Consider the following 24,407-nt stretch of genomic DNA (forward strand, 5'->3'; position numbering starts at 1 on the left):
CCGATTACTCGGCCATAACGCCCGGGTAGCGCTTGGCAAGCTCGCGGCGGAGCTTGAGGGTCTCCGTCCAGACTTCGCGGATGGCCTTGAGGGCGGTGATGATGATCATGGTCCTATCTTTCTTCGCAAATGAACTGATTAAAGCTTGAAGGGCAGATCGTCGGACTGGTCGAGGAACAGGGGCGAATGATCCTGCCGGCGGCCGAGATCGGACATGAGGGCCTCGTGGCGGCGCAGTTCCCGTGCGGCGCTCCGGACGCGGCTCTCGATGAGAGCGTTCATCACGCGGGTCGCGACCTGCGAAAGCCGGGACGGGGCGCTTACAGGACTGGCAACGTGGGACGAAAAAACGGCTGCGGTCATGGGCTCATCTCCAACAGATCGGTGCTGAAACCCTTCAGCGTTCCTCTGTTCTTGTTGTCAGAAAGATAAGCTCGGTTCGACTTTGGTAGAAGTCATAGGATCACATGCAAGCCATGCGCTATGTGCAGAACCCTCTTAATTCTGATTAAGATCTAGTCGCCTGGCGCATAATCCCAAGGCGGTCTGCTCAAGGATGCATCATCATCCATCGGGGCATTGCAGTTGCAGCCGCGCTCGCTCCGGTTTGGCGCATCGTGCGGACCCAGAGGGGCCGCGTCGGCGAAAAGTGGTCCCGGTTTTCCGCCAAATACGATGCGCCACTTCATAAACTGGAGCATCGGGTTGATCCCAAAAGTGGTTTCCACTTTTTGGCCCGATGCTCTAGCGTGCAGACCTCTTCATTCCCGATTTCCGGTGCTGCTTTCCATGGCTCAGTTCCAGTTTTTCGACGACACGACCTCGCCCGCCCAGGGACCCAAGCATATCGCCAAGCTGCGCGCCGAAATGGCCCGCCGCGGCTTCGACGGGTTCATCGTTCCCCGCGCCGACGAGCACCAGGGCGAATACGTGCCGAAGAGCGCCGAGCGTCTGGCGTGGCTCACAGGCTTCACGGGCTCGGCCGGGACGGCCGTCATTCTGCAGAACAAGGCCGCTCTCGTGGTCGACGGTCGCTATACGGTGCAGGCGGCAGAGCAGGTGGACACCTCCATCATCACGCCGGTTCAGCTCGCCGACTTCACGCCCGAAGATTGGATTGCCGAGAACCTGCCGCAGGGCGGCACCTTCGCCTATGATCCCTGGCTGCACACCAGCGACAGCCTGAAACGTCTGGAGCAGGCGGTCAGCCGAGCCGGCGGGCAGCTTGCTCCCGTCGACATGAACCTCGTCGACGTGGTCTGGATCGACCGCCCCGCGCCGCCGCAGGCCCCTGTGAAGCCGCATCCGCTCGACTATGCCGGCGAGACCGCGCCCGCCAAGCTGGAGCGCATCCGCCGCAAGATGGCGGAGGCCAAGATCGATGCCCTCGTCATCTCCGATCCGCACAACCTCGCCTGGGCCTTCAACCTGCGCGGCGGCGACGTGGGGCACACGCCCCTGCCGCTCGGCTATGCGATCCTGCCCCGCGAGGGCCGCGCAAGCCTGTACTTCGATCCGGCGAAGGTGACGAACGAGGCCGGCGACGCGGTCGGCGATCTGGCCGCGTTCGCGCCGATCAGCGGCTTCCAGGGTGCCCTCGACGCGTTGGGCCAGACCGGCGGCAAGATCCGCATCGATTCCGCCACCGGCGCCGTCGCCCTGATCCGCCGGATCGAGGCGGCAGGCGGCAAGGTCGACGTGGGGGCCGATCCGATCGCTCTCATGAAGGCCGTGAAGAACGAGGCCGAAATTGCAGGCTCGCACGCGGCGCATCTGCGCGACGGCGTGGCGGTAGCCCGCTTCCTCGCATGGCTCGAACGCGAGGCGCCGTCAGGCAAGCTCACCGAGATCGACGCAGTGGAGGCACTCGAGGCGTTCCGTGTCGAGACAGGCGCGTTGAAGAACGTCTCGTTCCCGAGCATTTCGGGCGCAGGCCCCAATGCCGCCCTGCCCCATTACCGCGTGACGAGTTCGAGCAACCGCGCCATCGAGCGCAACCAGATCTTCCTGATCGACTCCGGCGCGCAATACGAGGACGGCACCACGGACATCACCCGCACGATCATCGTGGGCGAGCCGACGGCCGAGATGAAGGATCGCTTCACCCGCGTGCTGAAGGGCCATATCGCCATCGCCCAGGCGGTGTTCCCAAAGGGCACGACCGGCGCGCAGATCGATGCCTTCGCCCGCAAACCCTTGTGGGAAGCGGGCCTCGACTTCGATCACGGCACCGGCCATGGCATCGGCAGCTATCTCTCCGTGCACGAGGGCCCGCAGCGCATCGCCAAGACCGGCCACACGCCGCTGGAGATCGGCATGATGCTGTCCAATGAGCCAGGTTTCTACAAGCCCGGCGCCTACGGCATCCGCATCGAGAACCTGATCCTCGTCGAGCCGCGCACGATTCCCGGCGGCGACCGCGAGATGATGGGCTTCGAGACGCTGACCTTCACACCCATCGACCTGCGCCTCGTCGAGCCGGCGATCATGAATGCGGACGAAATCGCGTGGCTCAATGCCTATCATGCCGCTGTTCGTGAGAAGATCGGGCCGCATCTCGATGCCGAGACACGCGCTTGGCTCGAGAACGCGACGCAGGCGATCGGCTAAAGAACATCCACTGTCATTCCGGGGCGCCGCAGGCGAGCCCGGAATCCATATCCGCTGACGGTGTGAAGGTAGGCGTAACGTCGCTCGCACTTTCTTGGGACGTCGTGGTTATGGATTCCGGGCTCCGCTGCGCGGCCCCGGAATGACATGGAGACGTTCATCAAATCAGGTTCCGCAGCACCACGACGGCGATCACGCCGACCGCCACCGTGCCGAGGAGCGGGAGTCGGAACGCCGCCACCGCCGTGATGGCGGCCGCGATGGCTTCAGCCCATCCGGTGGTGAGCGCGGTGGGCGCAATCACAGCGACCAGCACTGCCGGCGGAATGGCATCGAAGGCGGCTTTGGCGCGGCCGGTGAGCACGAGGCGGTCGGCCACGAACAGGCCTGCGATGCGCGTGAGATAGGTCACCGCCGCCATGGCCAGGATGGCGATCAGGGTTGTCGTGTCGAGGCTCATGAGCGAGTCTCCTGAGGAGCTGCGAGGTAAGCTGCCGCAATGCCTGCGAGAGCGCCGGATGCGACGTGCCACGGCGCGCCGATGAAGTAGTGGACGAGGGCTGCAACAATCGCACTGGCGGCAACGGTGACAAGCGTCACGCGGCTCCTTCCGAAGCCGGCCACGAGGCCGATGAACAAGGCCGTAAAGGCGAAGTCCGCGCCGATGCGCTCAGGGTCTCCGAGGAAGGAGCCGAGGATCGCCCCGATGGTCGACGACAGCGTCCAGTTCGCCCACAGCACCACGGCCATGGCGAACCAATAGGCTCCCGTCACAGGCCGCTCCAGGGCGCGGCGCTCGGAGAGCGCCCAGGCCTCGTCGGTGAGGAAGAAATAGGCCAGCAGGGTCTGGACCCGCGACATGCGGACCTTCGGCGTCAGCGAGGCTCCCATCAGCACATGGCGCGCATTGATCAGCAGAGTGGCGAAGGCCAGCGTCAGGACGGGCGCGGGACTGATCCAGGTCTCGATGGCGGCAAACTGCGCGCCGCCCGCGAAGACGAGCGAGGACATCAACAAGACCTCGAGGGTCGACATGCCCTTGGCGGCAGCAATCGCGCCGAACAGGAGGCCGATGGGCAGAGCCGCCACGGCCACCGGGGCGATGTCGCGCAGGCCCGCCTGGATGTCCCGGCGGGGTGTGGAGACGAAGGGGTTTGCTTGGTCCATGACGGTCCTCATCGTCCCGGCCTTATGCAGGACGAACATCTCGGCGTCTTGGATGAAAGTGCTGTGTCAGGCAGCTCTATAAGCCCCCGGCGTCACGCCCATGCGGGCCTTGAACACCCGGTTGAGGTGGCTCTGGTCAAAGAAGCCGCAGGCCACCGCCACATCGCCCGGAGCCTCACCCTGCCCCAGCAGCCGGGTCGCGGCCCGGAAGCGCCGGTCGAGGAGATAAGCATGGGGCGTCAACCCGGTCTCCTTGGCGAAGGCGCGGATGAAATGGCTGCGGGACAGCCCCGCCAGGTTGGCGAGGCCCGCGAGATCCGCCTCCTCGCCAATATGGGCATCGAGATAATCGCGCACCCGCAGGATGCTCGTCGATCCGTAGCGGACGCTCGGCAGGGCATCGAGATCGGCCCAGCGGGCAATCAGACGACTTAAGAAGTCGATGAGCCGGGTGTCCTGCTCCATCTCGGAGGCCCAGCTGTCCTCCTGGCAGAGGCAGGCATGGAGCCGGACCTGAGCCTGGAACAGCTCGGGATCGTCGATGACGGAATGCCGGAACCAAGGCGGACGCGAGAGCGGGCGTCCGGCCACGTCCTCGGCGATCTCCTGCATCAGCTCCGGCGAGGGATAGAAGGTGCGGTACTCGAAGCCGCCGCCATAGGGCTCGCCGTCATGGATCTCGTCGGGGCAGACAACCGCCACGCAGCCTGCCGGAACATAGCGCTGCTCGCCGCGATGGAAGAACGTCTCGCAGCCGGCCAGCACCGCCGCGATGGCATAGGTGTCGTGGCTGTGGCGGGCGTAGGAATGACGGCGGAAGGTCGCGCGCAGGCAATCGAGGCCGCGATAGCGCGGCACCCGCCAGAAATGCGTCACGTCGCCCGCTCCAACCTGGGCAGGATCGAGCGAGACCTCCGGGGTGATCACCGTCATGGGCGCACCATGCCACATGAGGGCCCATGTGTCTTGGACAGGAGTCTCACCCCCGCCCGACGAGGGCGAACCAGCCGTCCTCGTCCATGACCTGGAGGCCGAGCTCGGCCGCCTTGGCGAGCTTCGAGCCCGCGCCGGGGCCGGCCACCACGATGTCGGTTTTCTTGGACACGGAGCCCGCCACCTTGGCCCCGAGCCGCTCGGCCATGGCCTTGGCCTCCTCGCGGGTCATCTGCTCGAGGGAGCCGGTGAACACCACGGTCTTGCCGGCGACCGGCGAACTCGCGGAGGCCGGCGCTTCCATGGGCTCCGTAGTGACTTCAGCGAGCAGCGCATTGAGCATCTGCTCGTTGTGCTGTTCCTTGAAGAACTCGACGATGGCCTCCGCCACCACGGGCCCGATGCCGCCGATGGCGGTGAGTTCCGCATGCGCTTCAGATGTCTCGTCGGATGCTGCCTTCGCGGCTTCACGCAGGTGTTCAAAGGTGCCGAAGTGGCGCGCCAGCAGCCGCGCCGAGGTCTCGCCCACATGCGGGATGCCGAGCGCGAAGATGAAGCGGTTGAGCGAAATCGAACGGCGCGCCTGAATGGCTGAGAACAGGTTCTTCGCGCTCGTCTCGCCCCACCCTTCCCGGTTCTCCAGCCGTTTGAGGCTGCGCGCATTGCGCTCCTCCAGGGTGAAGATGTCCTGCGGGCGCTGGATCAGGCCTTCCTCGTAGAACTCATCGATGCGCTGCAACCCGAGACCCTCGATGTCAAACGCGTTACGCGACACGAAATGCTTGAGACGCTCGCGCGCCTGCGCCGGGCAGATGAGGCCGCCGGTGCAGCGGCGCACGGCATCCTCCTTGCCGGTGCGCGGATTGACCTCGCGCACCGCGTGGCTGCCGCAGGCCGGGCATGTGGTGGGAAATTCATAGGGCTTCGCGTCCGCGGGGCGCTTGTCCAGCACCACGTCGAGCACCTTGGGGATCACGTCGCCGGCCCGGTTGATGACGACCGTGTCGCCGATGCGGATGTCGACACCATTGCGGATCTTCTCGCCGTTGCCGCCGATGCCCTTGATGTAATCCTCGTTGTGCAGCGTCGCGTTCGACACCACGACGCCGCCGACCGTGACGGGCTTCAGGCGCGCAATGGGATTGAGCGAGCCCGTGCGGCCTACATTGATCTCGATGCCTTCGAGCACCGTGACGGCCTTCTGCGCCGGGAACTTGTGCGCCAGCGCCCAACGCGGCGAGCGCGACACAAAACCGAGGCGCTGCTGCAGGCTCAAGGAATCGACCTTGTACACGACGCCGTCGATGTCGTAGCCGAGGTTGGCGCGGTCGGTCTCGATGGCATGGTAATGCTCCAGCAATTCCGCGATGCTCTCGCAGCGGCGCGTCAGCGGATTGACCGTGAGGCCGAAGCTCTTGAAGCACTCCATCATGCCGTGTTGCGTGTCTGCCGGCATGGCGCTCACCTCGCCCCAGGCATAGGCGAAGAAGCGCAACGGACGCGAGGCGGTGATCGACGCATCGAGCTGGCGCAGGCTGCCCGCCGCCGCGTTGCGCGGATTTGCAAAGAGCGCCTTGCCGGCCGCTTCCTGGCGCGCGTTGATGGCGGCGAAATCCTCGTGCGAGAGATAGACCTCACCGCGCACCTCGAAAATTTCGGGAACGCTCGATCCCTTCAGCCGGTGCGGGATGTCCCCCACCGTGCGGGCGTTGTTGGTCACGTCCTCGCCCACCGCGCCGTCGCCGCGGGTGGCGGCGGAGACGAGCTTTCCGTTCTCGTAGCGCAGGCTCAAGGACAGGCCGTCGATCTTGGGCTCGGCCGTGAAGGCGAGCGGCGCATCGTCCTTCAGATTCAGGAAGCGGCGGATGCGCTCGACGAACTCCTCCACCTCCTCGTCGGCGAAGCCGTTGGCGAGCGACAGCATCGGCACGCGATGCCTGATCTTGCCGAACTTCTCCGACACCTTGGAGCCGACCTTCTGGGTCAGGCTCTCAGGGCTTTTCAGCTCGGGGAACTGATCCTCCAGCGCCTCGTAGCGCTTGCGCAGGGCATCGTACTCCGCATCCGAGACGCTGGGCGCGTCCTCCTCGTAATAGCGCCGGTCATGCTCCGCGATCTCGGCGCCGAGCGCCTCGTGCTCGGCACGGGCTTCATCGGGGGTGAGGTGGTCGGCGGGCTTTGAGGAGGTGTTGCGTGGGGACATGATCGAATCGGGTTTGAGGGTGCTTGAACCATAGCGCTCAGGGCTTCAGTCTCCAGAGGGGAAGCCCCAATCACGGCTTCCTTCCACTGTCATCCCGGACGAAGCGCAGCGAAGATCCGGGATCGGGTGCCATTCTGGCCCAACGATTCCGGGTTCTGCTGCGCAGCCCCGGAACGACGTTGTTTGAGCCAGCACCTTGGGGCCCGCAGCGGGTGCTGCGAGCCTGAAGGTTGATCGAGGGTGGCGCGAATGGCAGCCCGGTTCGGTGATGTGTGGTGATTGGGAAGAGCCGGGGTGCCTCTTCGCGCACGGTTTGTTTCAGCGGACCTGGTCAGAGCCAAGATCGGCCACCCGCGATCACAGGGGTGCAGCCCTGCGGCGGGACCGTGCCTGCTCCCACACTGCGACGCCTCGCGAGCGCGGCCCTCGATAGGAACAGATCTACCCAACCTTATAGCCGAGCTTGCAGCATCTGTCAAGAACAAAATAAGAACATACGCGCCTACATGCCCTCTCCCTGCAGCGGGAGAGGGTGGCCTGCGCAGCAGGTCGGGAGAGGGCCGTGCCCGACCGGACTTCCCCTCTCCCGGCTCGCTCCGCTCGCCACCCTCCCCGCAAAGGGGGAGGTTTACCCGCGCCTCATCCTGCACCCGATCCCGGATCGGCTGCGCCGTCCGGGATGACATCGTGGGGAACAGGGCGGATGTCATTCCCGGCCGGAGCGAAAGCGGAGGGGAAGGGAATCCATAGCGCCGCGCTTGATCGTGGATCCCCTTCCCGGCCTGCGGCCGCCGGGGATGACACCCAGGTTCTCACCGCTCGTCTTCACAGCTGGTCAGCAATGCCTCGCATCTCCTCTTCACCGCGCTTCACGCCGATGCTCCCATCAGCGGAGGTGCCGTTGCGGAAGTTGACCACCCAGGAAACATCCATCCTCATAAGCCGATGCTCAAGGTGAGTCGGGATGCCTGTGATGAATGTACTCGTGGTCGGCGGAACGGGGTTTCTGGGTGGGGCGGTGGCGGATGCTGCGCTCAAGGCCGGCCACAGGGTCGCGATCTTCACCCGCGGCCAGACCATCAACCCGGCGCTAGACGCCGGCTTCGAGACGATTGTGGGCGACCGGCACCAGGACCTCTCGGCCCTCAGGGGACGCAGCTTCGACCTTGTCGTCGACACCTGCGCCTTCGCGCCCGACGCCGTGGCGAGCCTGCTCGACGCCCTGTCTCCCGCCATCGGCCGATACGCGCTGGTAACGAGCGCTTCCGTCTATGCGGGCTTCGCCGAGCCCGGCCTGACGGAACAGGCGCCCACGAGCCGCGCAACACCTGAGCAACTGGGCCTCGCGCGATCGCTCCCGCTGGAGCGCCGCTCCAGCGCCGCATCCTACGGAACGGCCTACGGCCCGCTGAAACGCGAGTGCGAGCTGGTGGCGATCGAGCGTCTCGGCGACCGGGCGCTCATCCTTCGTTCCGGGCTCCTGGTCGGTGCAGGCGATTATACCGACCGGCTGACCTACTGGGTGCGCCGTGTGGATGGGGGCGGCTCCATCCCGGCACCCGGGGATCCGCAGCGGCTCGTTCAGCTCATCGATGTGCGCGATGCCGCGCGCTTCATCGTCGAAGGTGCCGGGAGAGGATTGGGCGGGGTCTTCAACCTCACCGGCCGTCCCCTTCCCATGAGCGCCCTCCTCGATTCGTGCCGCCAGGTTGCGGGATCGGACGCGCGGTTCGTCTGGTGTTCGGACGAGGCGGTTCTGGCCGCGGGCCTCGAGCCCTGGAGCGAGGTCCCCCTCTGGCTGCCGCATGCGGATGAGGCGTTCCGTCATTTTCTGGAGATCGATACGGAACAGGCATTCGCCCATGGGCTTCACACCCGGCCCTTGGATGAAACGCTCGAGACCATTCTCGCCTGGGACCGGACCCGCCGTGCAACGCCCTTGAAGGCCGGGATGCCTCCGGAGAAGGAGGCTGCGTTGTTGGCGGCGGTCGAGGCCGACGCGGCCGTGTAATCGGCAGAAAAGGCGATCCTGCTCGGTTATCGATCCGGCATGATCGGGCGCGTATTCCGCAGCACCTGGGTCAGCGCATCCGTCATCTGCCCGAGCAGCACGCGGTCCACGTTCCCCGCATTGTCGCAGGCCTTGTGATAGCAGGGGTCGTAGGGCTGCCCGGCCTGGCCGCCAAAGCGCGCGGCATGCTCGTCGCTCTTCGCATTGCCGGCGCCGGTGAAGAGGCCCAGCGTCGGGATGTTCTTGCCCGAAAAGGCCGCATCGTCCGAGCCGAAGCCGCGCTGGTTGCGGGAGCGCTCCTCCACCGGCAGATTTTTGGATTCGAAGTGATCGGTGAAGGCCTGGATGATGCCGGCGGTCTCAGGCGTGCGCTCCGTCTGCGAGAGCTGGATAAACCGCCCAGGATTGACCGAGCCGACCATGTCGAGATTGATGTAGAACCGGATCCGGCGCCGCTCCTCCTCTGAGAGCGCATCCAAGTGATGGCGCGAGCCGACAAGGCCGCGCTCCTCCGCACCCCAGAAGGCGAAGCGGATCGGCGTGCCGGTCGCGGGCTCCCTTGCAAGGCGCAGGGCCGTCTCCAGAACGGCCGCCGAGCCGCTGGCATTGTCGTTCATGCCGGGCCCCTCCGACACACTGTCGAGATGGGCTCCGACCACCATGAAAGGGACGTTGGTCTCACCACGATCCGCAAGCACATTCCGGGTGGAGCGGGTGCCGGTCTCAACATCGACCTTCAGGCGCACCCGATTGCGGGATGAGTCTTGGGCCACCTCGGCAAGCTTCCGCCCGGCCTCGGTGGTCACGCCCAGCACGGGAATCGCGGCTTGCGTGGCGAGGCGTCCGCCGAAGGTGCCGGTCTGGTCCCCGGTGCCCTGGTTCATGATGATGAGGCCTGCGGCTCCCGCCGACTGGGCCAGCTCCGCCTTGGTTTGGAACGGACAGGTGCCCCGCCGCACGAGGGCGATATGGCCTGGGGTGAAGCCTGCAAAGTCCTCCCGTTCGCAGCCGCTGGTCGAGGTCTGAAGGGGCTCCTCGTTCAAGGCGAGATCGACCGCCTGGACGGGCGCCGTCACGTCGCCGGAACCGGAACTCGCCAGGGTGCGCAGCGCCTCGCGCGGCGGCGTGAACGCATCGGCCTCTCCAGGCCCGGCGACGAGGACCGGCGGTGACCGCTCGTCGAAGAACGGAAAGGTGAATTCCTCGAACCGCACATTGTAGCCGGCGGCACGCAGCTGTTCGGCGATGTATTCGGCGGAGCGGTCATAGCCGGGCGTTCCGGCCGCCCTGTTGCCGCCATTGGCCGCGGCGATGTCCTGCAACGCCTGGACATGGCGGAACGGATCGGTCTGGACACCGGCTGCGGGCAGGCCGACATCGGCATGGGACGATGCTGCGCCCGTCAGGACAATACAGGCTGCAAGCGCGGTTCGGCGGATGTTCGACTGCAATCGGGGCACGCGAGGCTCGTTTCCATGGGGCACCTCTTGGTGCGTCCAAGGACATCGGGTTTGCGCGCCCCGCAACAAGTGCGGCAGCCTGGCCCTCACACAGACGTGAGACTTGGGATGCTCCATTCATAGCTTGCGCATCGTGCGGACCCAGCGGGCCGCGCCAGCGAAAAGTGGATCCGGTTTTCGCTGGCGCGGCCCGCTGGGTCCGCACGATGCGCTAATGCGCCGCCGCTTCGAGCAGGCGCGCGGCGGCCGCGCGGGCTTCCTCGGTGATGGTCGCGCCGGCGAGCATGCGGGCGATCTCCTCCCGGCGCGGCGTGGCCTCCAGCGGGATCACGCGGGTGGCGACCCGGTCCTTTTCACCGCGCACGCCCTCCTTGGCGATGAGGAAGTGGCTCTCGGCCTTGGCGGCCACCTGCGGCGCGTGGGTGACGGCCATCACCTGGACCTTGCGGGCGAGGCGTCCGAGGCGCTGGCCGATGGCGTCCGCCACGGCACCGCCGACGCCGGTGTCGATCTCGTCGAAGACCAGGGTCGGGGCCGAGCCCTTGTCCGCCAGCACCACCTTCAGGGCCAGCATGAAGCGCGAGAGCTCGCCGCCCGAGGCCACTTTCATGAGCGGGCCGGCGCGGGTGCCGGGATTGGTCTGGGCCCAGAACTCCACGCGCTCGAAGCCGCCCGCGTCGCGGCTCGCCTCGTCGGTGGTGATTTCCGTGATGAAGCGCGCGCGCTCCAGCTTGAGCGGCGGCAGTTCAGCCTGGACGGCGGCATCGAGGGCCTGGGCGGCCTTCCTGCGACCGGCTGAAAGCGCCTTCGCGGCCTTCACATAAGCGTCGTCGGCTTCTTTTTGGGCCTTCTCCAGGCCGGCGAGCTTTTCCTCGCCGGCATCGATGGCCACCACATCCTCCTCGAAGCGCTGGCGCAAGGCGGCCAACTCGTCGGCGGGCACGTCGTATTTCCGGGCGGCGGCACGAAGCGCAAACAGGCGCTCCTCCGTCTGCTCCAGCTCGCGGGGGTCGTATTCGGTGGCGCGGATCGCGTCTTCGAGGGCGGCGCGCGCCTCGTCGATGGCAACCAGCGCCGCATCGAGAGCCTTGACGCTCGGGTCCACGAGGGCGGGCGCCTGGGCGCCGCGGCGCTCCAGCTTGCGCACGGCAGCCGAGAGTTCGTTGACCGGCGATGCGTTGCCGGCCACGACCTCGTAGGCCTCGTTGAGATCCGTCGACACCTTCTCGGACTGCATCATGACCACGCGGCGCTCGGCGAGGCTCTCCTCCTCGCCTGCCAGCGGGTTGAGCTTCGTCAGCTCCTCGACCGCATGGCGCAGGAAATCGGCCTCCTTGCGGGCTTTCTGGATGCGGTTGCGGTGGTCCTGCAGGGCCGTTCGCGCGTCGCGCACCCGGCGGGCCGCCTCGGCCACGGCCTGGTTTTCCCCTGCGAGACCGCCGAAGGCGTCGAGGATCGCGCGGTGAGAGACGGGATCGACAAGGGCGCGGTCGTCGTGCTGGCCATGGATCTCGACCAGGGTCGCGCCGATGGCCTTGAGCACCTGGACGCTGACCGGCTGGTCGTTGACGAAGGCGCGGGTGCGCCCGTCGGCCACCTGCACGCGGCGTAGGATCAGGTCGCCGTCGATGTCGATGTCCGCATCCGACGCGATGCGGCGGGCCGGGTGATCCATGGGGCAGTCAAAGACGGCCGTCACCTGGCCCTGGTTCTCGCCATGGCGCACGAGGCTGCCGTCGCCGCGGCCGCCGAGAGCCAGGGCGAAAGCATCGAGCAGGATCGACTTGCCCGCGCCGGTCTCACCCGTGAGGACGCTCAAGCCCTCATGGAAGTGAAGCTCAAGCCTGTCGATGAGGACGATATCGCGAATCGCCAGCTGGATGAGCATGGATGGTGAGGCTTAGCCCGTCCGCTGACCGACCTGGGGAACGCCGCGGAAGGCCTTGCTGATCCAGGACTGGGAGTCCTCGCGAGGCTCAACGCCGCCCTTCGTCAGGAGGGCGTGGGCATCCTTGTACCAAGGAGAGTCGGGGAAGTTGTGACCGAGAACGGCGGCGGCGGTCTGCGCCTCGCCCACGATGCCCATGGCCATGTAGGCCTCGGTGAGGCGCTGGAGAGCCTCTTCCACGTGGCGGGTCGTCTGGTAACGGGACACGACCTGGCGGAAGCGGTTGATGGCGCCCGCGTAGTTGCGCTTCTGCAGGTAGAAGCGGCCGACCTCCAGCTCCTTGCCGGCGAGCTGGTCGCTCGCGACCTGGATCTTCTTCCGGGCGTCGGACACGTACTCGGAGTTCGGGTAGCGCTGGACCAGTTCCTGCAGGGACAGGATGGCGCGCTCGGACTTTTCCTGGTCGCGGGTGATGTCCGGGATCTGGTCGTAATAGGACGACGCCATGATGTACTGGGCGTAGGCCGCGTCCGTGGTGTTGGGATAGCTCTGGAGATAGCGGCGAGAGGCCGTGATGGCCTCATCGTAGAAGCCGCCTTCGTAATTGGCGTAAGCCTCCATGATCAGGCCTTTGCGGGCCCAGTCGGTGTAGGGATACTGCTTGTCGAGGCTGCTGAACTTGGTAACAGCGCCGTCGAAGTCGCCCTTCTGCACCCGGGCGAGACCGTCGTTGTAGATCTCTTCGGCGGGCAGGTTGGAGACGATCTCTGGCTTGTAGCTCGTGTCCTTCTCGAACGGGTTCAGCGACGAGAGCGTGTCGCATCCCGCGAGCCCCAGGCCGCAGACGCCAAGGATCAGGGCGCGGGCAGCCGCGCCTTTCATACCCGAATAAGCCTTCGCGAACGACATGCTTCGCGGTCCTCCAAAAACCGTGCCCGATGTTTTAACGGTGCATCAAAGGTTCTTTAGCCCAAGCACGGGGCAAGAGCCAAGCCCATAGCACAGGGTTTACCCAATAGGAATTAAGAAAGCCTGCATGAAATCATGCGGCCAATGGGCGCCTTGAACCCTAAGGTACCGTAACGGTGCTTTCAGGAATGATGTCAGTGCACTTCGGGAGCGAAAACCGAAGCGACCGCGCTGCCGATATCGGCATAGCCGGACTCGCGGCGCGGCGTGGCGTCCACGATGGCGTAGTTGGAGCGGCTCGAGAACAGGGCCTCCAGCACCGAGAAGTTCATGCGGTGGCCGCCGCAATAGGAGCGGTAGGTGCCGAGCAGCGGCAGGCCAGCGAGCGACAGGTCGCCGACGGCGTCGAGGAGCTTGTGCCGGACGAACTCGTCGGCATAGCGCAGGCCTTCCGGGTTCATGATGCCGTCGTCGCCGATGGCCACGGTGTTCTCAAGGGAGGCGCCGAGCGCGAAGCCGGCGCTCCAGAGCTTCTCCACGTCGCGCATGAAGCCGAAGGTGCGGGCGCGGGAGATCTCGCGGCGGAATACCGAGGGAGACAGGTCGATGGCCTTGCGCTGACGGCCGATCACCGGAGTCGGGAAGTCGATCTCCACGTCGAGGCGGAAGGCGCGCTCGTTCGGGAGAAGCTCGGCGAAGGCCCGGCCCTGGGTGACGCGAACGTGCTTGAGAACCTTGATGTAGCGGCGGGTGACGCCCTGAGCCGTGATGCCCACCTGGTCGATGGAATCGATGAAGGGCGCCGAGCTGCCGTCGAGGATCGGAACCTCCGGGCCGTCGATCTCGACGAGAACGTTGTCGATGCCGAGGCCGGCAAGAGCCGCCATGAGGTGTTCGATGGTGGCGACCGCGCCCGAGTCGCGGTCGCCGATGACCGTGCACAGCTCGGTGGCGGTCACCGCCAGATGCCGAGCATCGATCAGACGGTCCAGGCCGCCCGGAAGACCGGTGCGGAGAAAAGCAATGCCATGGTTCGCTTCAGCCGGATGAAGGATCATCTTCACTTCATCCCCGGAGTGGACTCCGGTTCCGATGAGGGTCACGGCGGCGCGAAGCGTGGTTTGCTGGCTTTGCTTCATGTGTCCTGGACCTCAATTACCCTTGTCGCCTGACAGAGCCTGTTTCGCCGAAGGAAGGTGCATTGGCTGCGTTGTGCTTCCCGCGGCAGGCTTCTTGTAGCGGTGCCCCTTATGATGTGAGGCACCATAGTCCCGCTATATGGCTAGGCCAAATCACGCTTTCTTACCGTCTGTTACAAAGGGGATAAGTCTCAAGCCTTTGATGTTAATAGATTTTTAACGAAGAAGGCCCCCAGCCGGTTAGGGCTGGGGGCCGTTTGTAACAGCTGTAACAGCGTGGTCAGGCTTGCTTAGTTGGCCTGGCGGCGGAGGAAGGCGGGAATCTCCAGCTGATCATCCTCGGAAGCCGCCCGGGGAGCCGGGGCCGGCTGGCCCTGCGGCGGCCGCTGCGCCTGGGCCGGCATGGGCCGGCGGGCGTATTCGGCATGAACCGAGGACATGGGCTGGCGCGGGGCCTCCTGGCGCGGCTCGGCAGGAGCCTGCTGCGGCTCCTCGCGGCGGCCGAAGCCGATGGTCGCGAGACGCTGGATCAGCGAAGGCTTGTGCTCCGGAGCCGGCTCCTCGCCGCGGCTGGCGCGCAGGGCAACCTGTCCAGGCATGGGCAGCTCGTCGATGCGCGGCATCCGGGCCGGACGCATGGCGCGCTCGGCCTGCGGCGGGATGAAGGCGCCCTGGTCCATAGGCTCGTCGTAGACCTGCGCCTGAGGGGCCGGAGCCTCGTAGGCCACTGCCTGCCGCGGCTGGGCCGGGGTGAGAACCACGTCGTCGCGCACGATCGGCTGGGGAGCGGACTCCACAGGCTGGGCCGCAGCCACGGGGGCCGCCATCGGAGCCGGAGCCAGAACGGGCGAGCCCTGGGTCAGGATCTGAGCCGCCTTCACCGGTTCGGCTTGGGCGGCGGAGCGAAAGGTCGGCGTGGCCTGGGTGGCGCGGGCGCGGGCCTCGGCCCGCAGGCGCTCGGCAACCTCGGAGATGCGCTGCTCGGTGGCCGTCAGATCGCCGCCGTTCTCCATGATCGCGTGGTCGATGCCGGTGGCCACGACGGACACGCGGATGATGCCTTCCAGGCTCTCGTCGAAGGTGGCGCCGAGGATGATGTTGGCATCCTGGTCCACTTCCTCGCGGATGCGGGTGGCGGCTTCGTCGAGCTCGTAGAGGGTGAGGTCGTTGCCGCCGGTGATGGAGATCAGCAGGCCGCGCGCGCCCTTCATCGACACGTCGTCGAGGAGCGGGTTGGCAATGGCTGCTTCAGCGGCACGGATGGCGCGCTTCTCGCCGGAGGCCTCGCCCGTGCCCATCATGGCCTTGCCCATGCCGCGCATGACGGAGCGCACGTCGGCGAAGTCGAGGTTGATGAGGCCTTCCTTCACCATCAGGTCGGTGATGCAGGCAACGCCCGAGTAGAGCACCTGATCGGCCATGGCGAAGGCGTCCGCGAAGGTCGTCTTCTCGGTGGCGACCCGGAACAGGTTCTGGTTCGGGATCACGATGAGCGTGTCGACCGCCTGCTGCAGCTCGTTGATGCCGGCTTCCGCCAGCTTCATGCGGCGCACGCCCTCGAACTGGAACGGCTTCGTCACGACGCCAACCGTCAGTATACCAAGTTCGCGGGCTGCGCGGGCCACGACCGGGGCAGCGCCCGTGCCGGTGCCGCCGCCCATGCCGGCGGTGATGAACACCATGTGCGAGCCTGCGAGCTGATCGCGGATCTCGTCGATCACCTCTTCGGCGGCCGCGCGGCCAACTTCCGGCTGTGAGCCGGCGCCGAGACCTTCGGTCACCTGAATGCCCATCTGAACCACGCGCTGGGCTTTGGAAGAAGCTAGTGCCTGCGCGTCGGTGTTCGACACCACGAACTCGACGCCCTCCAGACCCGATTCAATCATGTTGTTCACGGCATTGCCGCCGGCACCGCCGACGCCGAACACCGTGATATGCGGCCTGAGTTCCCGGATGTCCGGAGCTTGCTGATTGATAGCCATGATCTGTGCCTCTTCTGGCCTTATAGTGATGAGCGTTTGGCGGACGCTGACCTTTGTTTACTTGAACTCTTCACGATGGCCCGCCGCGCCAACGCGTTACTCGTCTTAGAAACTATCGCGAATCCACCGGCCCATCCGAGAGAAGTAGCCGTCGGTTCCCGTACTCTGAAACAAGCCGCTGGAGCGCGGCTCGAAATACTCGATGTGTGCCACCTGCGGATAAACCAGGAGGCCGACCACCGCCGAAAAGGCAGGGCCCTTTGCCGCTTCGGGCAGGCCCTTGATGCCGAGCGGACGCCCGACACGAACCTGGCCCTGCAAGATGCGGCGCGCCGTTTCCGGCAGCCCGACGAGCTGGCTTGCGCCGCCCGTCAGCACGACCCGCCGTCCGGCCTGGGCCGCAAAGCCCGCGCCTTTCAACCGGTCGCGCACGAGTTCGAGAACCTCCTCGACCCGCGGCTTGATGATGCGAACGAGGTGCGACTTCGGCAGATGATTCGGAACGTCCCGTTCGTCTTCATCGACCTGCGGCACCGCGATCATGTCCCGGTCATCCGCGCTCGATGCGATGGCGGAGCCGTAGAAGGTCTTGAGCCGTTCGGCAGCGGACACGCGGGTCGTGAGACCGCGCGCGATGTCCATGGTCACGTGGTGACCGCCGACCGCGATGGCATCGGTGTGAACCAGATGCCCGTTGGAGAAGATGCCGACGCTCGTTGTGCCGCCGCCCATATCCACCACCGCGCAGCCCATGTCGGCCTCATCGTCGACGAGGGCGGAGAGGCCCGCTGCATAAGGTGTTGCGATCACCGCCTCGATGCCGAGGTGGCAGCGCTCGACCGCCAGCATGAGGTTGCGCGCGGCAGCCGCTTCGGACGTCACCACGTGCAGATCCGCGCCAAGGCGCTCGCCGATCATACCGGCGGGATCGACGATGTGGTTCTGCGCATCGAGCGAGAAACCGGTCGGAAGAGCATGCAGCACCGTGCGGCCGCGACGCAGATCGTAGCTCGACGCAGCATCGAGCACGCGATGCACGTCGCCTTCGCTCACCGCGCCGCGCACGGGAACATGCGCCTCGAAATGCTCTGACGCGAGACGCCCGCCGGTGAGGTTCACGATCACCGACTGGATCTCGACCTTCGCCATCCGCTCGGCGGCATGCACCGCCTGCCGGATCGCAGCCTCGGCCGCTTCCAGATCGACGACAACGCCGCCCTTCAGGCCCATGGACCGCTGATGGCCGATGCCGAGGATGCGCGCCACATGGGTGCGGCTGCGCAGCGACTCGACCTCGTCGGCCGGCTTCAGCTCCGCCACGACGCAGACGACCTTGCTCGTTCCCACGTCGAGCACCGAGAGAATGGTGCTCTTGCGTGCGGAGAGTGGCTTCAGGCGAGGCGTCAAACCGTGACCCGAGAGACTCATGTATCGACCCCCTTGCCGCGCATTGGTTTTTTCTTGAGTGCCTCGGCGCGGGCCAAGGCGGCCTCTTCCGTCAAGCGGACGACGACGCGATCCGACATGCGCAGATCGATCGCCAGCACGTCCTTTTCCAGAATCTTCTGCTCGTGTTCGAGCTTCACGAGACGGGCCAGCGCCTCAGCGGCTCCAATCTCCGGCAGGCGCACGTCCATGCCGTTGTCCATCTTCAGCGTCCAGCGCCGCCCGGCCACGAGCGTGCCGGCGCGAATGCGCTGTTTCAGCGGGCCGGCTGCCTCGACCAGAGCGAGATAATCCTTGCTGCGGGCATTGGCGCCCTCGCCCACCACGAAGGGCAGATTGAGATAGCGCTCGTCCTGCATCAGGTCGATCACCGTGCCATCGGCGGCAACGACGAAGAGTTCGCCGTTGTTCTGCCAGATGGCATGCGCCTCGCGCTCGGCCAGCGTGATGACGAGTTCGTTGGGATAGAGCTTGCGCACCGTCGCCGACTTGACCATCGGCACGCGCTCGAGGCGCTCGCGCAGGTCGTTCACGTCGAGGAAGGCGAGCGACAGCTTGCCATTGATGCCGGCCGCCGCGAGAACCTCGTTCTCGCCCATCTGCGAGATGCCGGAGATCGTCACCTGCTCGAGGCCGAGACCCACGGTGCGGGCCAGCGCATGGTGCGGCTCGCCATGCTGGCGGATGAAACCGTCGATATGCCCGCCCTGCCAGAGGCCGTAGCCGACGACCGCCGAGAAGAAGGCCAGCGTCAGGCCGGTTCCGAGGAAGCGTGGAAGGCGTTGCTCGATCGGGGCACCGGCGGAGCGGCGGCGCACGCTGCCGGAGGATCCGAACAGCTTTTTGATTCGGGAGGGCTGCTTGAACGAGGAGGCGGGCCTCCGCCCCCCGGAGGCAGCGCGCGCAACGGCGAATCCGGCCGGGTAGGCCGTCATCGGTTGCAGGTAGCGTCCTCCACCATCCATTGCACAAGCTCGCCAAACGTATAGCCCGCGTGGGCTGCCAGTTCTGGCACCAAGCTCGTCTCGGTCATGCCGGGTTGCGTGTTGACCTCCAGAACGACGAGTTCCCCGGTTCCCCCAGGAGTGTCGTCGTACCGCAAGTCGGCGCGGCTGATTCCCCGACAGCCGAGCGCTTGATGCGCCGTTAACGCCAACTCTTGGACCTTTTGGTAAATATTCGGTTTAATTTCTGCCGGGAGGACGTGAATGGAGCCGCCCTTCACATATTTCGCATCGTAATCGTAGAAGACCCCGGTGGCGGGCCGGATGTCGATGACCCCAAGGGCCTTGTCGCCCATGACCGCGCAGGTCAGCTCACGGCCCGCAACGTAAGATTCCACAAGGAGTTGGTCGCCGAACGACCAGTCTTCGCGCAGCAGTTCCTGGGGCGGATGGGAGCGGTCCTCACGGACGATGATGACCCCGTAGGACGAGCCCTCGCTGATCGGCTTGATCACGTAAGGGGCCGGCAGAGCGTGGCTTTTCGCCGCCTCAAAACGGTTAACGACCATGCCCTTGGGAACCGGCACGCCGGCCGATTCCATGACGATTTTCGCCTTGTCCTTCTGCATGGCGAGTGCCGAGGCGAGGACGCCGGAATGGGTGTAGGGAATTTTTAAGAGTTCGAGCAGGCCCTGAATCGTCCCGTCCTCGCCCACCCGTCCATGCAGCGCATTGAACACCACGTCCGGCGCAACCGCCTGGAGAACAGTGGCGATATCGGGCTGCACGTCGATGGGAGTGACCTTGTAGCCTTGGCTCTCCAAGGCCTTGCAGCAGGCCCGGCCCGACGCCAGACTGACCTCGCGCTCCGCCGACCAGCCGCCATAAAGGATGGCAACATGCTTCGCCATGGGTCTCTCCTGTGATGTGCCCCAGCGATGCCGGGCCGAAAGTGATTCGGGTCAGGGCTTGGGAAGCCCGACCCGCTTGATCTCCCATTCGAGCTCCACGCCGGACATCTCGCGGACGCGGCGGCGGACCTCTTCGCCCAAGCCTTCGATGTCGGCCGCGGAGGCGGAGCCATGGTTGATCAGGAAGTTGCAGTGCATCTCGGACACCTGGGCATCGCCCACCCGAAGTCCCCGGCATCCGGCGGCATCGACCAGCTCCCAGGCCTTCTTGCCCGGCGGGTTCTTGAAGGTGGAGCCGCCCGTGCGGGTGTTGACCGGCTGGGTCGAGGAGCGCGCCTCGGTGATGGCGTTCATCTCGGCGAGGATCTCTTCCGGATTGCCGGAGCGGCCCTCGAACAGGGCTTCGGTGAAGATCACATCGTCGGGCACGCCCGAATGGCGATAGGTGAAGCCCATCTGCGCGTTGGTGAAGCTCACCGCCTCGCCGGTGCGCGTCAGGCCCTTGGCCTCGACGAGCACATCCTTGGTCTCGCCGCCATAGGCGCCGCCGTTCATGCACAAGGCCCCGCCGATGGCGCCGGGAATGCCACGCAGGAAAGACAGCCCCGCAATGCCGGCCTCGGCGGCCGCGCGCGCGACCTTCACGTCAGGAGCGCCTGCTCCGGCGCGCACGCGCAGGTTCGGCTCGATGGACACTTCGGCAAAGCCCTTGCCGAGACGAATGATAACACCTTCCCAACCGCCGTCGCGGATGAGCAGGTTGGAGCCGAGGCCTACCACGAGAACCGGCACGCTGCGGTCGAGGCGCTGCAGGAAGTAAGCGAGGTCGTCCGTGTCCGCCGGTGTGAACAACACCTGCGCCGGGCCGCCCGTGCGGAACCACGACAAAGGCGCCGTCGGCGCATTCGCCTCCAGCTTGCCGCGCAGCTCCGGCATGCGGGCTTTGATTTCAGGAACGATATCAGAAAACATCAAATACCCCGCAGCCCTCATCCTGAGGAGCGAGCATGGCTCGCGTCTCGAAGGACGAGGGCGTCTCCAGCGAGCACTGGAAGCGGTTTCCTCGCCCTTCGAGACGAGCGCTTTGCGCTCTCCTCAGGATGAGGAAACCTTGTGTCGCCCCACAGATTTTCAAGCTGCCTTCTCGCCCAGATGCTCGAGTTCACCCGGCAGGGCATAGGCCCATTGGGTGATGTTGCCGGCGCCGAGGCAGATCACGTAATCGCCCGGCTTCGCCACGCCCTTCACGAGGTTGGCAAGGTCTTCGGATTTTTCAAGCACCATCACGTTGCGATGACCGCGGGCTTTCAGGCCCGACACGAGACCGTCGCGATCCATGCCGGGAATCGGCTGCTCACCCGCCGCATAGACCGGCGCGACGATGACCGCATCCGCATCGTTGAAGCAGGTGCAGAACTGATCGAACAGGGACGACAGGCGCGAATAGCGGTGCGGCTGCACCACGGCGATCACCTGCCCGTCCGTCGAAGCGCGCGCGGCTTTCAGCACCGCGGCGATCTCGATAGGGTGGTGGCCGTAATCGTCGAACACAGTGACGCCGTTCCACTCGCCCGTGCGGGTGAAGCGGCGCTTGACGCCGCCGAAGCCGGCGAGCGCCTTGCGGATCGCATCGGGCGAGACGCCGAGTTCATGCGCGACGGCAATGGCCGCCGTGGCGTTGAGCGCATTATGCGCGCCGGGCATCGGGAGCACGAGGTCTTCGAGTTCGAGGCGGAAGCCGGGACGGCGGTCGCGGATCATCACGCGGAACTTGGTCTGCCCGCCGCGCGGATCCACATCCATGATCCGCACGTCGGCCTGCGGGTTCTCGCCGTAGGTGATGATGCGCCGGTCCTCGATGCGGCCCACGAGGTCCTGCACGGTCGGATGGTCGATGCACATCACGGCAAAGCCGTAGAACGGGATCGAGTTGATGAAGGAATGGAAGGAATCCTTGATCGCGTCAAAAGTGCCGAAATGATCGAGATGCTCGGCGTCGATGTTGGTCACGATCGCCACATCGGCCGGGAGCTTCAGGAAGGTGCCGTCGGATTCGTCCGCCTCCACCACCATCCATTGGCCGTCGCCCATGCGGGCGTTGGTGCCATAGGCGTTGATGATGCCGCCGTTGATCACCGTCGGATCAAGGCCGCCTGCATCGAGCAGCGTCGCGACAAGCGAGGTCGTGGTGGTCTTGCCGTGGGTACCGGCCACCGCCACGCAGGACTTGAAGCGCATGAGCTCGGCCAGCATCTCAGCGCGGCGAACCACCGGCAGGCGCTTTTCGCGGGCGATGACCAGTTCCGGGTTGTCGCGCTTGATGGCGGTGGAAACCACCACGATCTCGGCTTCGTCCACGTTCTCGGCCTTGTGGCCGATGAAGGTTTTGATGCCTTTGTCGGCCAGACGCTTGACGTTGTAATTGTCGGCAGCGTCGGAGCCCTGAACCGTATAGCCCAGATTGTGCATGACCTCGGCGATGCCCGACATGCCGATGCCGCCGATGCCGATGAAGTGAATGGGTCCAAGCTTCGGCGGCAGTTTCATGGGCTTTTTCCGTTATTGTTCGCAGAAATGAGGGTGAGCACGGCCTGAGCCAGGCGCTCAGCCGCATCCGTGATGCTGGCGCTATGTGCGGCGGCGGCGGCCTGGGTCAAGCGGTCAGGCTCTTGAAAATAGGCCTGAATCTCGCCGGCCAGCCGCTCAGGGGTGAAGTCCGATTGCGGACAAACGATGGCGGCGCCTCGATCTCCGAGGGTCTTGGCATTGGCCGCCTGGTCCTGATCGAGGGAGCCCGGCAGAGGCACGAGGATCGAGGGGCGGCCGATCACGGCAAGCTCCGCCACGGTCGAGGCGCCGGAGCGGGAGACGACGAGATGGGCCTGAGACAAGCGGTGCGGCAGGTCCTTGAAGAAGGGCTCGGCCTCGAATTCCACATTCAGGCGCTGATATTGGGCGCGCACCCGCTCCAGATCCTCGCCCCTCGCCTGCTGGGTGATGACAATCCGCGAGCGGAGCTCCTGCGGCAGAGCCTCAATGGCGGGCGGCACCACGTCGCTCATCACACGGGCGCCTTGGCTGCCGCCGACCACAAGAAGGCGCAGTTTGTCCTGGGGGCCGAGCGAGGCATAAGCCTGCTTGGCCGCGTCCAGCACCGCGGGGCGGATCGGGTTGCCGGTGTGGATCACCTTGCCCGGCACACTGGCCGGGATGCCCTTGATGCCGGCAAAGCCCGTGGCGATGACCGTGGCGCGGCGGGCGAGCAGGCGGTTGGCCCGCCCCATGACGCCGTTCGCCTCGTGGATCACCGTCGGCACCTTGAGGAGCGAGGCGGCGATGACCGGCGGCACGGTGGGATAGCCGCCGAAGCCCACGACCACGGCGGGCTTCATCCGGCGGATCTCGGACATGGATTTCAGGGTCCCCTGCCCGAGCATCAGCGCGGCTTTCGCCATCTGCGGGATGGAACGGCCCGACGGGGTGGCAGAGGGGATCTCGACGATCTCGTCGGCCGGGAACGAGCCCGCATAGGCGTTGGCGCGCTTGTCGGTGGCGAGCGCCACTTGGGCTCCAGAAGCCTTCAGGGCATTGGCGAGCGCTTCCGCCGGAAAGAGATGACCGCCGGTGCCGCCGGCGGTCAGGAGGATGAGAGGAGCGTTCATCTTCACAGTCGATCCTGGCCGAAATGGTCCATCATCTCGGCGCGCGGGCGCCGCCGCGTGAGCGCGATGAGGAAGCCCATGCCAAGCGCCAGCGAGAGCAGCGACGAGCCGCCATAGGAGATGAAGGGCAGCGTCATGCCCTTGGCCGGCATGAGATGCACGTTCACCATCATGTTGATGCAGGCCTGCAGGCCGAACATGAAGATGAGACCCGTAGCCGCGAGGCGGCAGAAGGTGTCCTCGTTGCGGCGAGCCAGCGTGAGACCGCGCAGCACGATGAAGGCGAAGACCATGAGCAACGCGATGCACACGATGATGCCGAACTCCTCCGCCGTGACCGCGAAGATGAAGTCGGTATGGGCATCAGGCAGGATGCGCTTGACCGAGCCCTCACCCGGACCGCGCCCGAGCCATCCGCCGCGGGAGAAGGATTCCATGGCGGTGTCGACCTGGAAGGTGTCGCCGGAATCCTTGTCGAGGAAGCGCTCGATGCGGGCGCGCACGTGCGGCAGGAACTGATAAGCCGCTCCAATGCCGAGGAGCCCGGCGCCCCCAAGGCCCATCACCCAGAACCAGTGCAAGCCGGCGACGAAGAACAGGCCGCACCATACGATGGTGACGAGCATGGTCTGGCCGAAATCGGGCTGCAGGATGAGCGGGATGATGGTGGCGGGCAGGAGCAGGAACGCCAGGAGCGTGCCCGGCACGTCCTTGCGCCGCGCGCCCTCCGAGAAGGCCCAGGCCGAGAGCACCACGAAGGCGGGCTTCACGAACTCGGACGGTTGCAGGCCGAGGGGGCCGATCATGATCCAGCGATGGGCGCCCTTGATCTCGGGGCCGTACTGGAACGCCAAAAGGATCATCACCATCCCCAGCGCATAGACCAGCAGAGCGAGACGGCGCAGGTGGCGCAGGGACAGGAACGAGACGGTGATGGTGATCAACACGGCCGGGACGAGGAACATCACCTGACGGTTCACGAAGTGGAAGGTGGAGAGGCCGAGCCGCTCCGCCACCGGCGGGCCACCGGCCATGAGGAAGACGAGGCCTGCCAGCATGAGGATGGCGAGGCCTGCGAGAAGCGAACGGTCGACCGTCCACCACCAATCGCCGAAAGCCGAGCGTTCCGCGCGTGACACCAT

Annotated in this window: 19 protein-coding genes; 2 read left to right on the forward strand and 17 right to left on the reverse strand. The window is 65.9% G+C overall.

Features of this window, described 5'->3' with window-relative positions:
- Positions 1 to 138 precede the first annotated feature (138 nt).
- Positions 139 to 363, reverse strand: coding sequence for a hypothetical protein (locus IC232_RS06915; protein WP_190844191.1), 225 nt, complete (start codon positions 361 to 363; stop codon positions 139 to 141).
- A gap of 426 nt (positions 364 to 789) precedes the next feature.
- Here IC232_RS06915 and IC232_RS06920 point away from each other — a divergent pair, with 426 nt between their 5' ends.
- Positions 790 to 2,610, forward strand: coding sequence for an aminopeptidase P family protein (locus IC232_RS06920; RefSeq protein WP_190844192.1), 1,821 nt, complete (start codon positions 790 to 792; stop codon positions 2,608 to 2,610).
- A gap of 160 nt (positions 2,611 to 2,770) precedes the next feature.
- Here the strand turns inward: IC232_RS06920 and IC232_RS06925 are convergent, their stop codons facing one another.
- The 4 genes from IC232_RS06925 to ligA form a co-directional block, all read right to left on the reverse strand.
- Positions 2,771 to 3,070 carry an AzlD family protein gene (locus tag IC232_RS06925; protein ID WP_190844193.1) on the reverse strand — a complete coding sequence of 100 codons (300 nt, stop codon included), beginning with the start codon at positions 3,068 to 3,070 and terminating at the stop codon, positions 2,771 to 2,773.
- Positions 3,067 to 3,777 (reverse strand): AzlC family ABC transporter permease, encoded by a 711-nt coding sequence (locus IC232_RS06930; protein ID WP_190844194.1) that lies wholly within the window; start codon positions 3,775 to 3,777, stop codon positions 3,067 to 3,069. The genes IC232_RS06925 and IC232_RS06930 overlap by 4 nt, the downstream gene beginning before the upstream one ends.
- A gap of 66 nt (positions 3,778 to 3,843) precedes the next feature.
- Positions 3,844 to 4,710 carry an AraC family transcriptional regulator gene (locus tag IC232_RS06935; protein WP_190844195.1) on the reverse strand — a complete coding sequence of 289 codons (867 nt, stop codon included), beginning with the start codon at positions 4,708 to 4,710 and terminating at the stop codon, positions 3,844 to 3,846.
- 46 nt (positions 4,711 to 4,756) lie between these two features.
- A complete protein-coding gene (gene ligA, locus IC232_RS06940) occupies positions 4,757 to 6,913 on the reverse strand; it encodes an NAD-dependent DNA ligase LigA (RefSeq protein WP_190844196.1) in 2,157 nt (718 codons plus the stop codon).
- 973 nt (positions 6,914 to 7,886) lie between these two features.
- Between ligA and IC232_RS06945 the strand changes: the two genes are divergently transcribed.
- Entirely contained in the window at positions 7,887 to 8,924 is a 1,038-nt protein-coding gene (locus tag IC232_RS06945; RefSeq protein ID WP_190844197.1) for an NAD-dependent epimerase/dehydratase family protein, read from the forward strand.
- A gap of 26 nt (positions 8,925 to 8,950) precedes the next feature.
- On the opposite strand, the gene IC232_RS06950 is transcribed toward IC232_RS06945, so the two are convergent.
- The 12 genes from IC232_RS06950 to IC232_RS07005 all read right to left on the reverse strand — a co-directional run bounded on the left by IC232_RS06950 (position 8,951) and on the right by IC232_RS07005 (position 24,407).
- Entirely contained in the window at positions 8,951 to 10,384 is a 1,434-nt protein-coding gene (locus IC232_RS06950; RefSeq protein WP_190844198.1) for a M20/M25/M40 family metallo-hydrolase, read from the reverse strand.
- Positions 10,385 to 10,595: 211 nt separating this feature from the next.
- Positions 10,596 to 12,272: a DNA repair protein RecN gene (recN, locus tag IC232_RS06955; RefSeq protein ID WP_190844199.1), complete on the reverse strand. Its 1,677-nt coding sequence runs from the start codon at positions 12,270 to 12,272 to the stop codon at positions 10,596 to 10,598.
- A gap of 12 nt (positions 12,273 to 12,284) precedes the next feature.
- Positions 12,285 to 13,181 carry an outer membrane protein assembly factor BamD gene (locus IC232_RS06960; RefSeq protein ID WP_190844200.1) on the reverse strand — a complete coding sequence of 299 codons (897 nt, stop codon included), beginning with the start codon at positions 13,179 to 13,181 and terminating at the stop codon, positions 12,285 to 12,287.
- A gap of 194 nt (positions 13,182 to 13,375) precedes the next feature.
- Positions 13,376 to 14,320, reverse strand: a complete 945-nt coding sequence (gene lpxC, locus IC232_RS06965) for a UDP-3-O-acyl-N-acetylglucosamine deacetylase (protein WP_190844201.1) — start codon at positions 14,318 to 14,320, stop codon at positions 13,376 to 13,378.
- Positions 14,321 to 14,610: 290 nt separating this feature from the next.
- On the reverse strand, positions 14,611 to 16,302 hold the full coding sequence (ftsZ, locus tag IC232_RS06970; RefSeq protein ID WP_190844202.1) for a cell division protein FtsZ: 1,692 nt from the start codon (positions 16,300 to 16,302) through the stop codon (positions 14,611 to 14,613).
- A gap of 105 nt (positions 16,303 to 16,407) precedes the next feature.
- Positions 16,408 to 17,730, reverse strand: coding sequence for a cell division protein FtsA (ftsA, locus tag IC232_RS06975; protein WP_190844203.1), 1,323 nt, complete (start codon positions 17,728 to 17,730; stop codon positions 16,408 to 16,410).
- On the reverse strand, positions 17,727 to 18,713 hold the full coding sequence (locus tag IC232_RS06980; RefSeq protein WP_190844204.1) for a cell division protein FtsQ/DivIB: 987 nt from the start codon (positions 18,711 to 18,713) through the stop codon (positions 17,727 to 17,729). Before IC232_RS06980 ends, ftsA begins: the two co-directional genes overlap by 4 nt.
- Positions 18,680 to 19,603, reverse strand: a complete 924-nt coding sequence (locus tag IC232_RS06985) for a D-alanine--D-alanine ligase (RefSeq protein WP_190844205.1) — start codon at positions 19,601 to 19,603, stop codon at positions 18,680 to 18,682. Before IC232_RS06985 ends, IC232_RS06980 begins: the two co-directional genes overlap by 34 nt.
- A 51-nt stretch (positions 19,604 to 19,654) precedes the next feature.
- Positions 19,655 to 20,575 (reverse strand): UDP-N-acetylmuramate dehydrogenase, encoded by a 921-nt coding sequence (gene murB, locus IC232_RS06990; RefSeq protein WP_409564873.1) that lies wholly within the window; start codon positions 20,573 to 20,575, stop codon positions 19,655 to 19,657.
- A 159-nt stretch (positions 20,576 to 20,734) separates the two neighbouring features.
- On the reverse strand, positions 20,735 to 22,150 hold the full coding sequence (murC, locus tag IC232_RS06995) for a UDP-N-acetylmuramate--L-alanine ligase (protein ID WP_190844207.1): 1,416 nt from the start codon (positions 22,148 to 22,150) through the stop codon (positions 20,735 to 20,737).
- Complete coding sequence (murG, locus tag IC232_RS07000) at positions 22,147 to 23,271, reverse strand: undecaprenyldiphospho-muramoylpentapeptide beta-N-acetylglucosaminyltransferase (RefSeq protein ID WP_190844208.1); 1,125 nt, start codon at positions 23,269 to 23,271, stop codon at positions 22,147 to 22,149. The genes murC and murG overlap by 4 nt, the downstream gene beginning before the upstream one ends.
- The gene (locus IC232_RS07005; RefSeq protein ID WP_190844209.1) at positions 23,268 to 24,407 is read right to left on the reverse strand and encodes an FtsW/RodA/SpoVE family cell cycle protein; all 1,140 of its coding nucleotides are present in this window, start codon (positions 24,405 to 24,407) and stop codon (positions 23,268 to 23,270) included. Before IC232_RS07005 ends, murG begins: the two co-directional genes overlap by 4 nt.

This window comes from Microvirga sp. (assembly GCF_014699075.1).
Taxonomy (GTDB): domain Bacteria; phylum Pseudomonadota; class Alphaproteobacteria; order Rhizobiales; family Beijerinckiaceae; genus Microvirga.

Coding starts and splice junctions, on each gene's coding strand:
- IC232_RS06915 (WP_190844191.1), bottom strand. CDS start 363: ATGACCGCAGCCGTTTTTTCGTCCCACGTTGCCAGTCCTGTAAGCGCC.
- IC232_RS06920 (WP_190844192.1), top strand. CDS start 790: ATGGCTCAGTTCCAGTTTTTCGACGACACGACCTCGCCCGCCCAGGGA.
- IC232_RS06925 (WP_190844193.1), bottom strand. CDS start 3,070: ATGAGCCTCGACACGACAACCCTGATCGCCATCCTGGCCATGGCGGCG.
- IC232_RS06930 (WP_190844194.1), bottom strand. CDS start 3,777: ATGGACCAAGCAAACCCCTTCGTCTCCACACCCCGCCGGGACATCCAG.
- IC232_RS06935 (WP_190844195.1), bottom strand. CDS start 4,710: ATGACGGTGATCACCCCGGAGGTCTCGCTCGATCCTGCCCAGGTTGGA.
- ligA (WP_190844196.1), bottom strand. CDS start 6,913: ATGTCCCCACGCAACACCTCCTCAAAGCCCGCCGACCACCTCACCCCC.
- IC232_RS06945 (WP_190844197.1), top strand. CDS start 7,887: ATGAATGTACTCGTGGTCGGCGGAACGGGGTTTCTGGGTGGGGCGGTG.
- recN (WP_190844199.1), bottom strand. CDS start 12,272: ATGCTCATCCAGCTGGCGATTCGCGATATCGTCCTCATCGACAGGCTT.
- IC232_RS06960 (WP_190844200.1), bottom strand. CDS start 13,181: ATGTCGTTCGCGAAGGCTTATTCGGGTATGAAAGGCGCGGCTGCCCGC.
- lpxC (WP_190844201.1), bottom strand. CDS start 14,320: ATGAAGCAAAGCCAGCAAACCACGCTTCGCGCCGCCGTGACCCTCATC.
- ftsZ (WP_190844202.1), bottom strand. CDS start 16,302: ATGGCTATCAATCAGCAAGCTCCGGACATCCGGGAACTCAGGCCGCAT.
- ftsA (WP_190844203.1), bottom strand. CDS start 17,730: ATGAGTCTCTCGGGTCACGGTTTGACGCCTCGCCTGAAGCCACTCTCC.
- IC232_RS06980 (WP_190844204.1), bottom strand. CDS start 18,713: ATGGATGGTGGAGGACGCTACCTGCAACCGATGACGGCCTACCCGGCC.
- IC232_RS06985 (WP_190844205.1), bottom strand. CDS start 19,603: ATGGCGAAGCATGTTGCCATCCTTTATGGCGGCTGGTCGGCGGAGCGC.
- murB (WP_409564873.1), bottom strand. CDS start 20,575: ATGTTTTCTGATATCGTTCCTGAAATCAAAGCCCGCATGCCGGAGCTG.
- murC (WP_190844207.1), bottom strand. CDS start 22,150: ATGAAACTGCCGCCGAAGCTTGGACCCATTCACTTCATCGGCATCGGC.
- IC232_RS07005 (WP_190844209.1), bottom strand. CDS start 24,407: ATGGTGTCACGCGCGGAACGCTCGGCTTTCGGCGATTGGTGGTGGACG.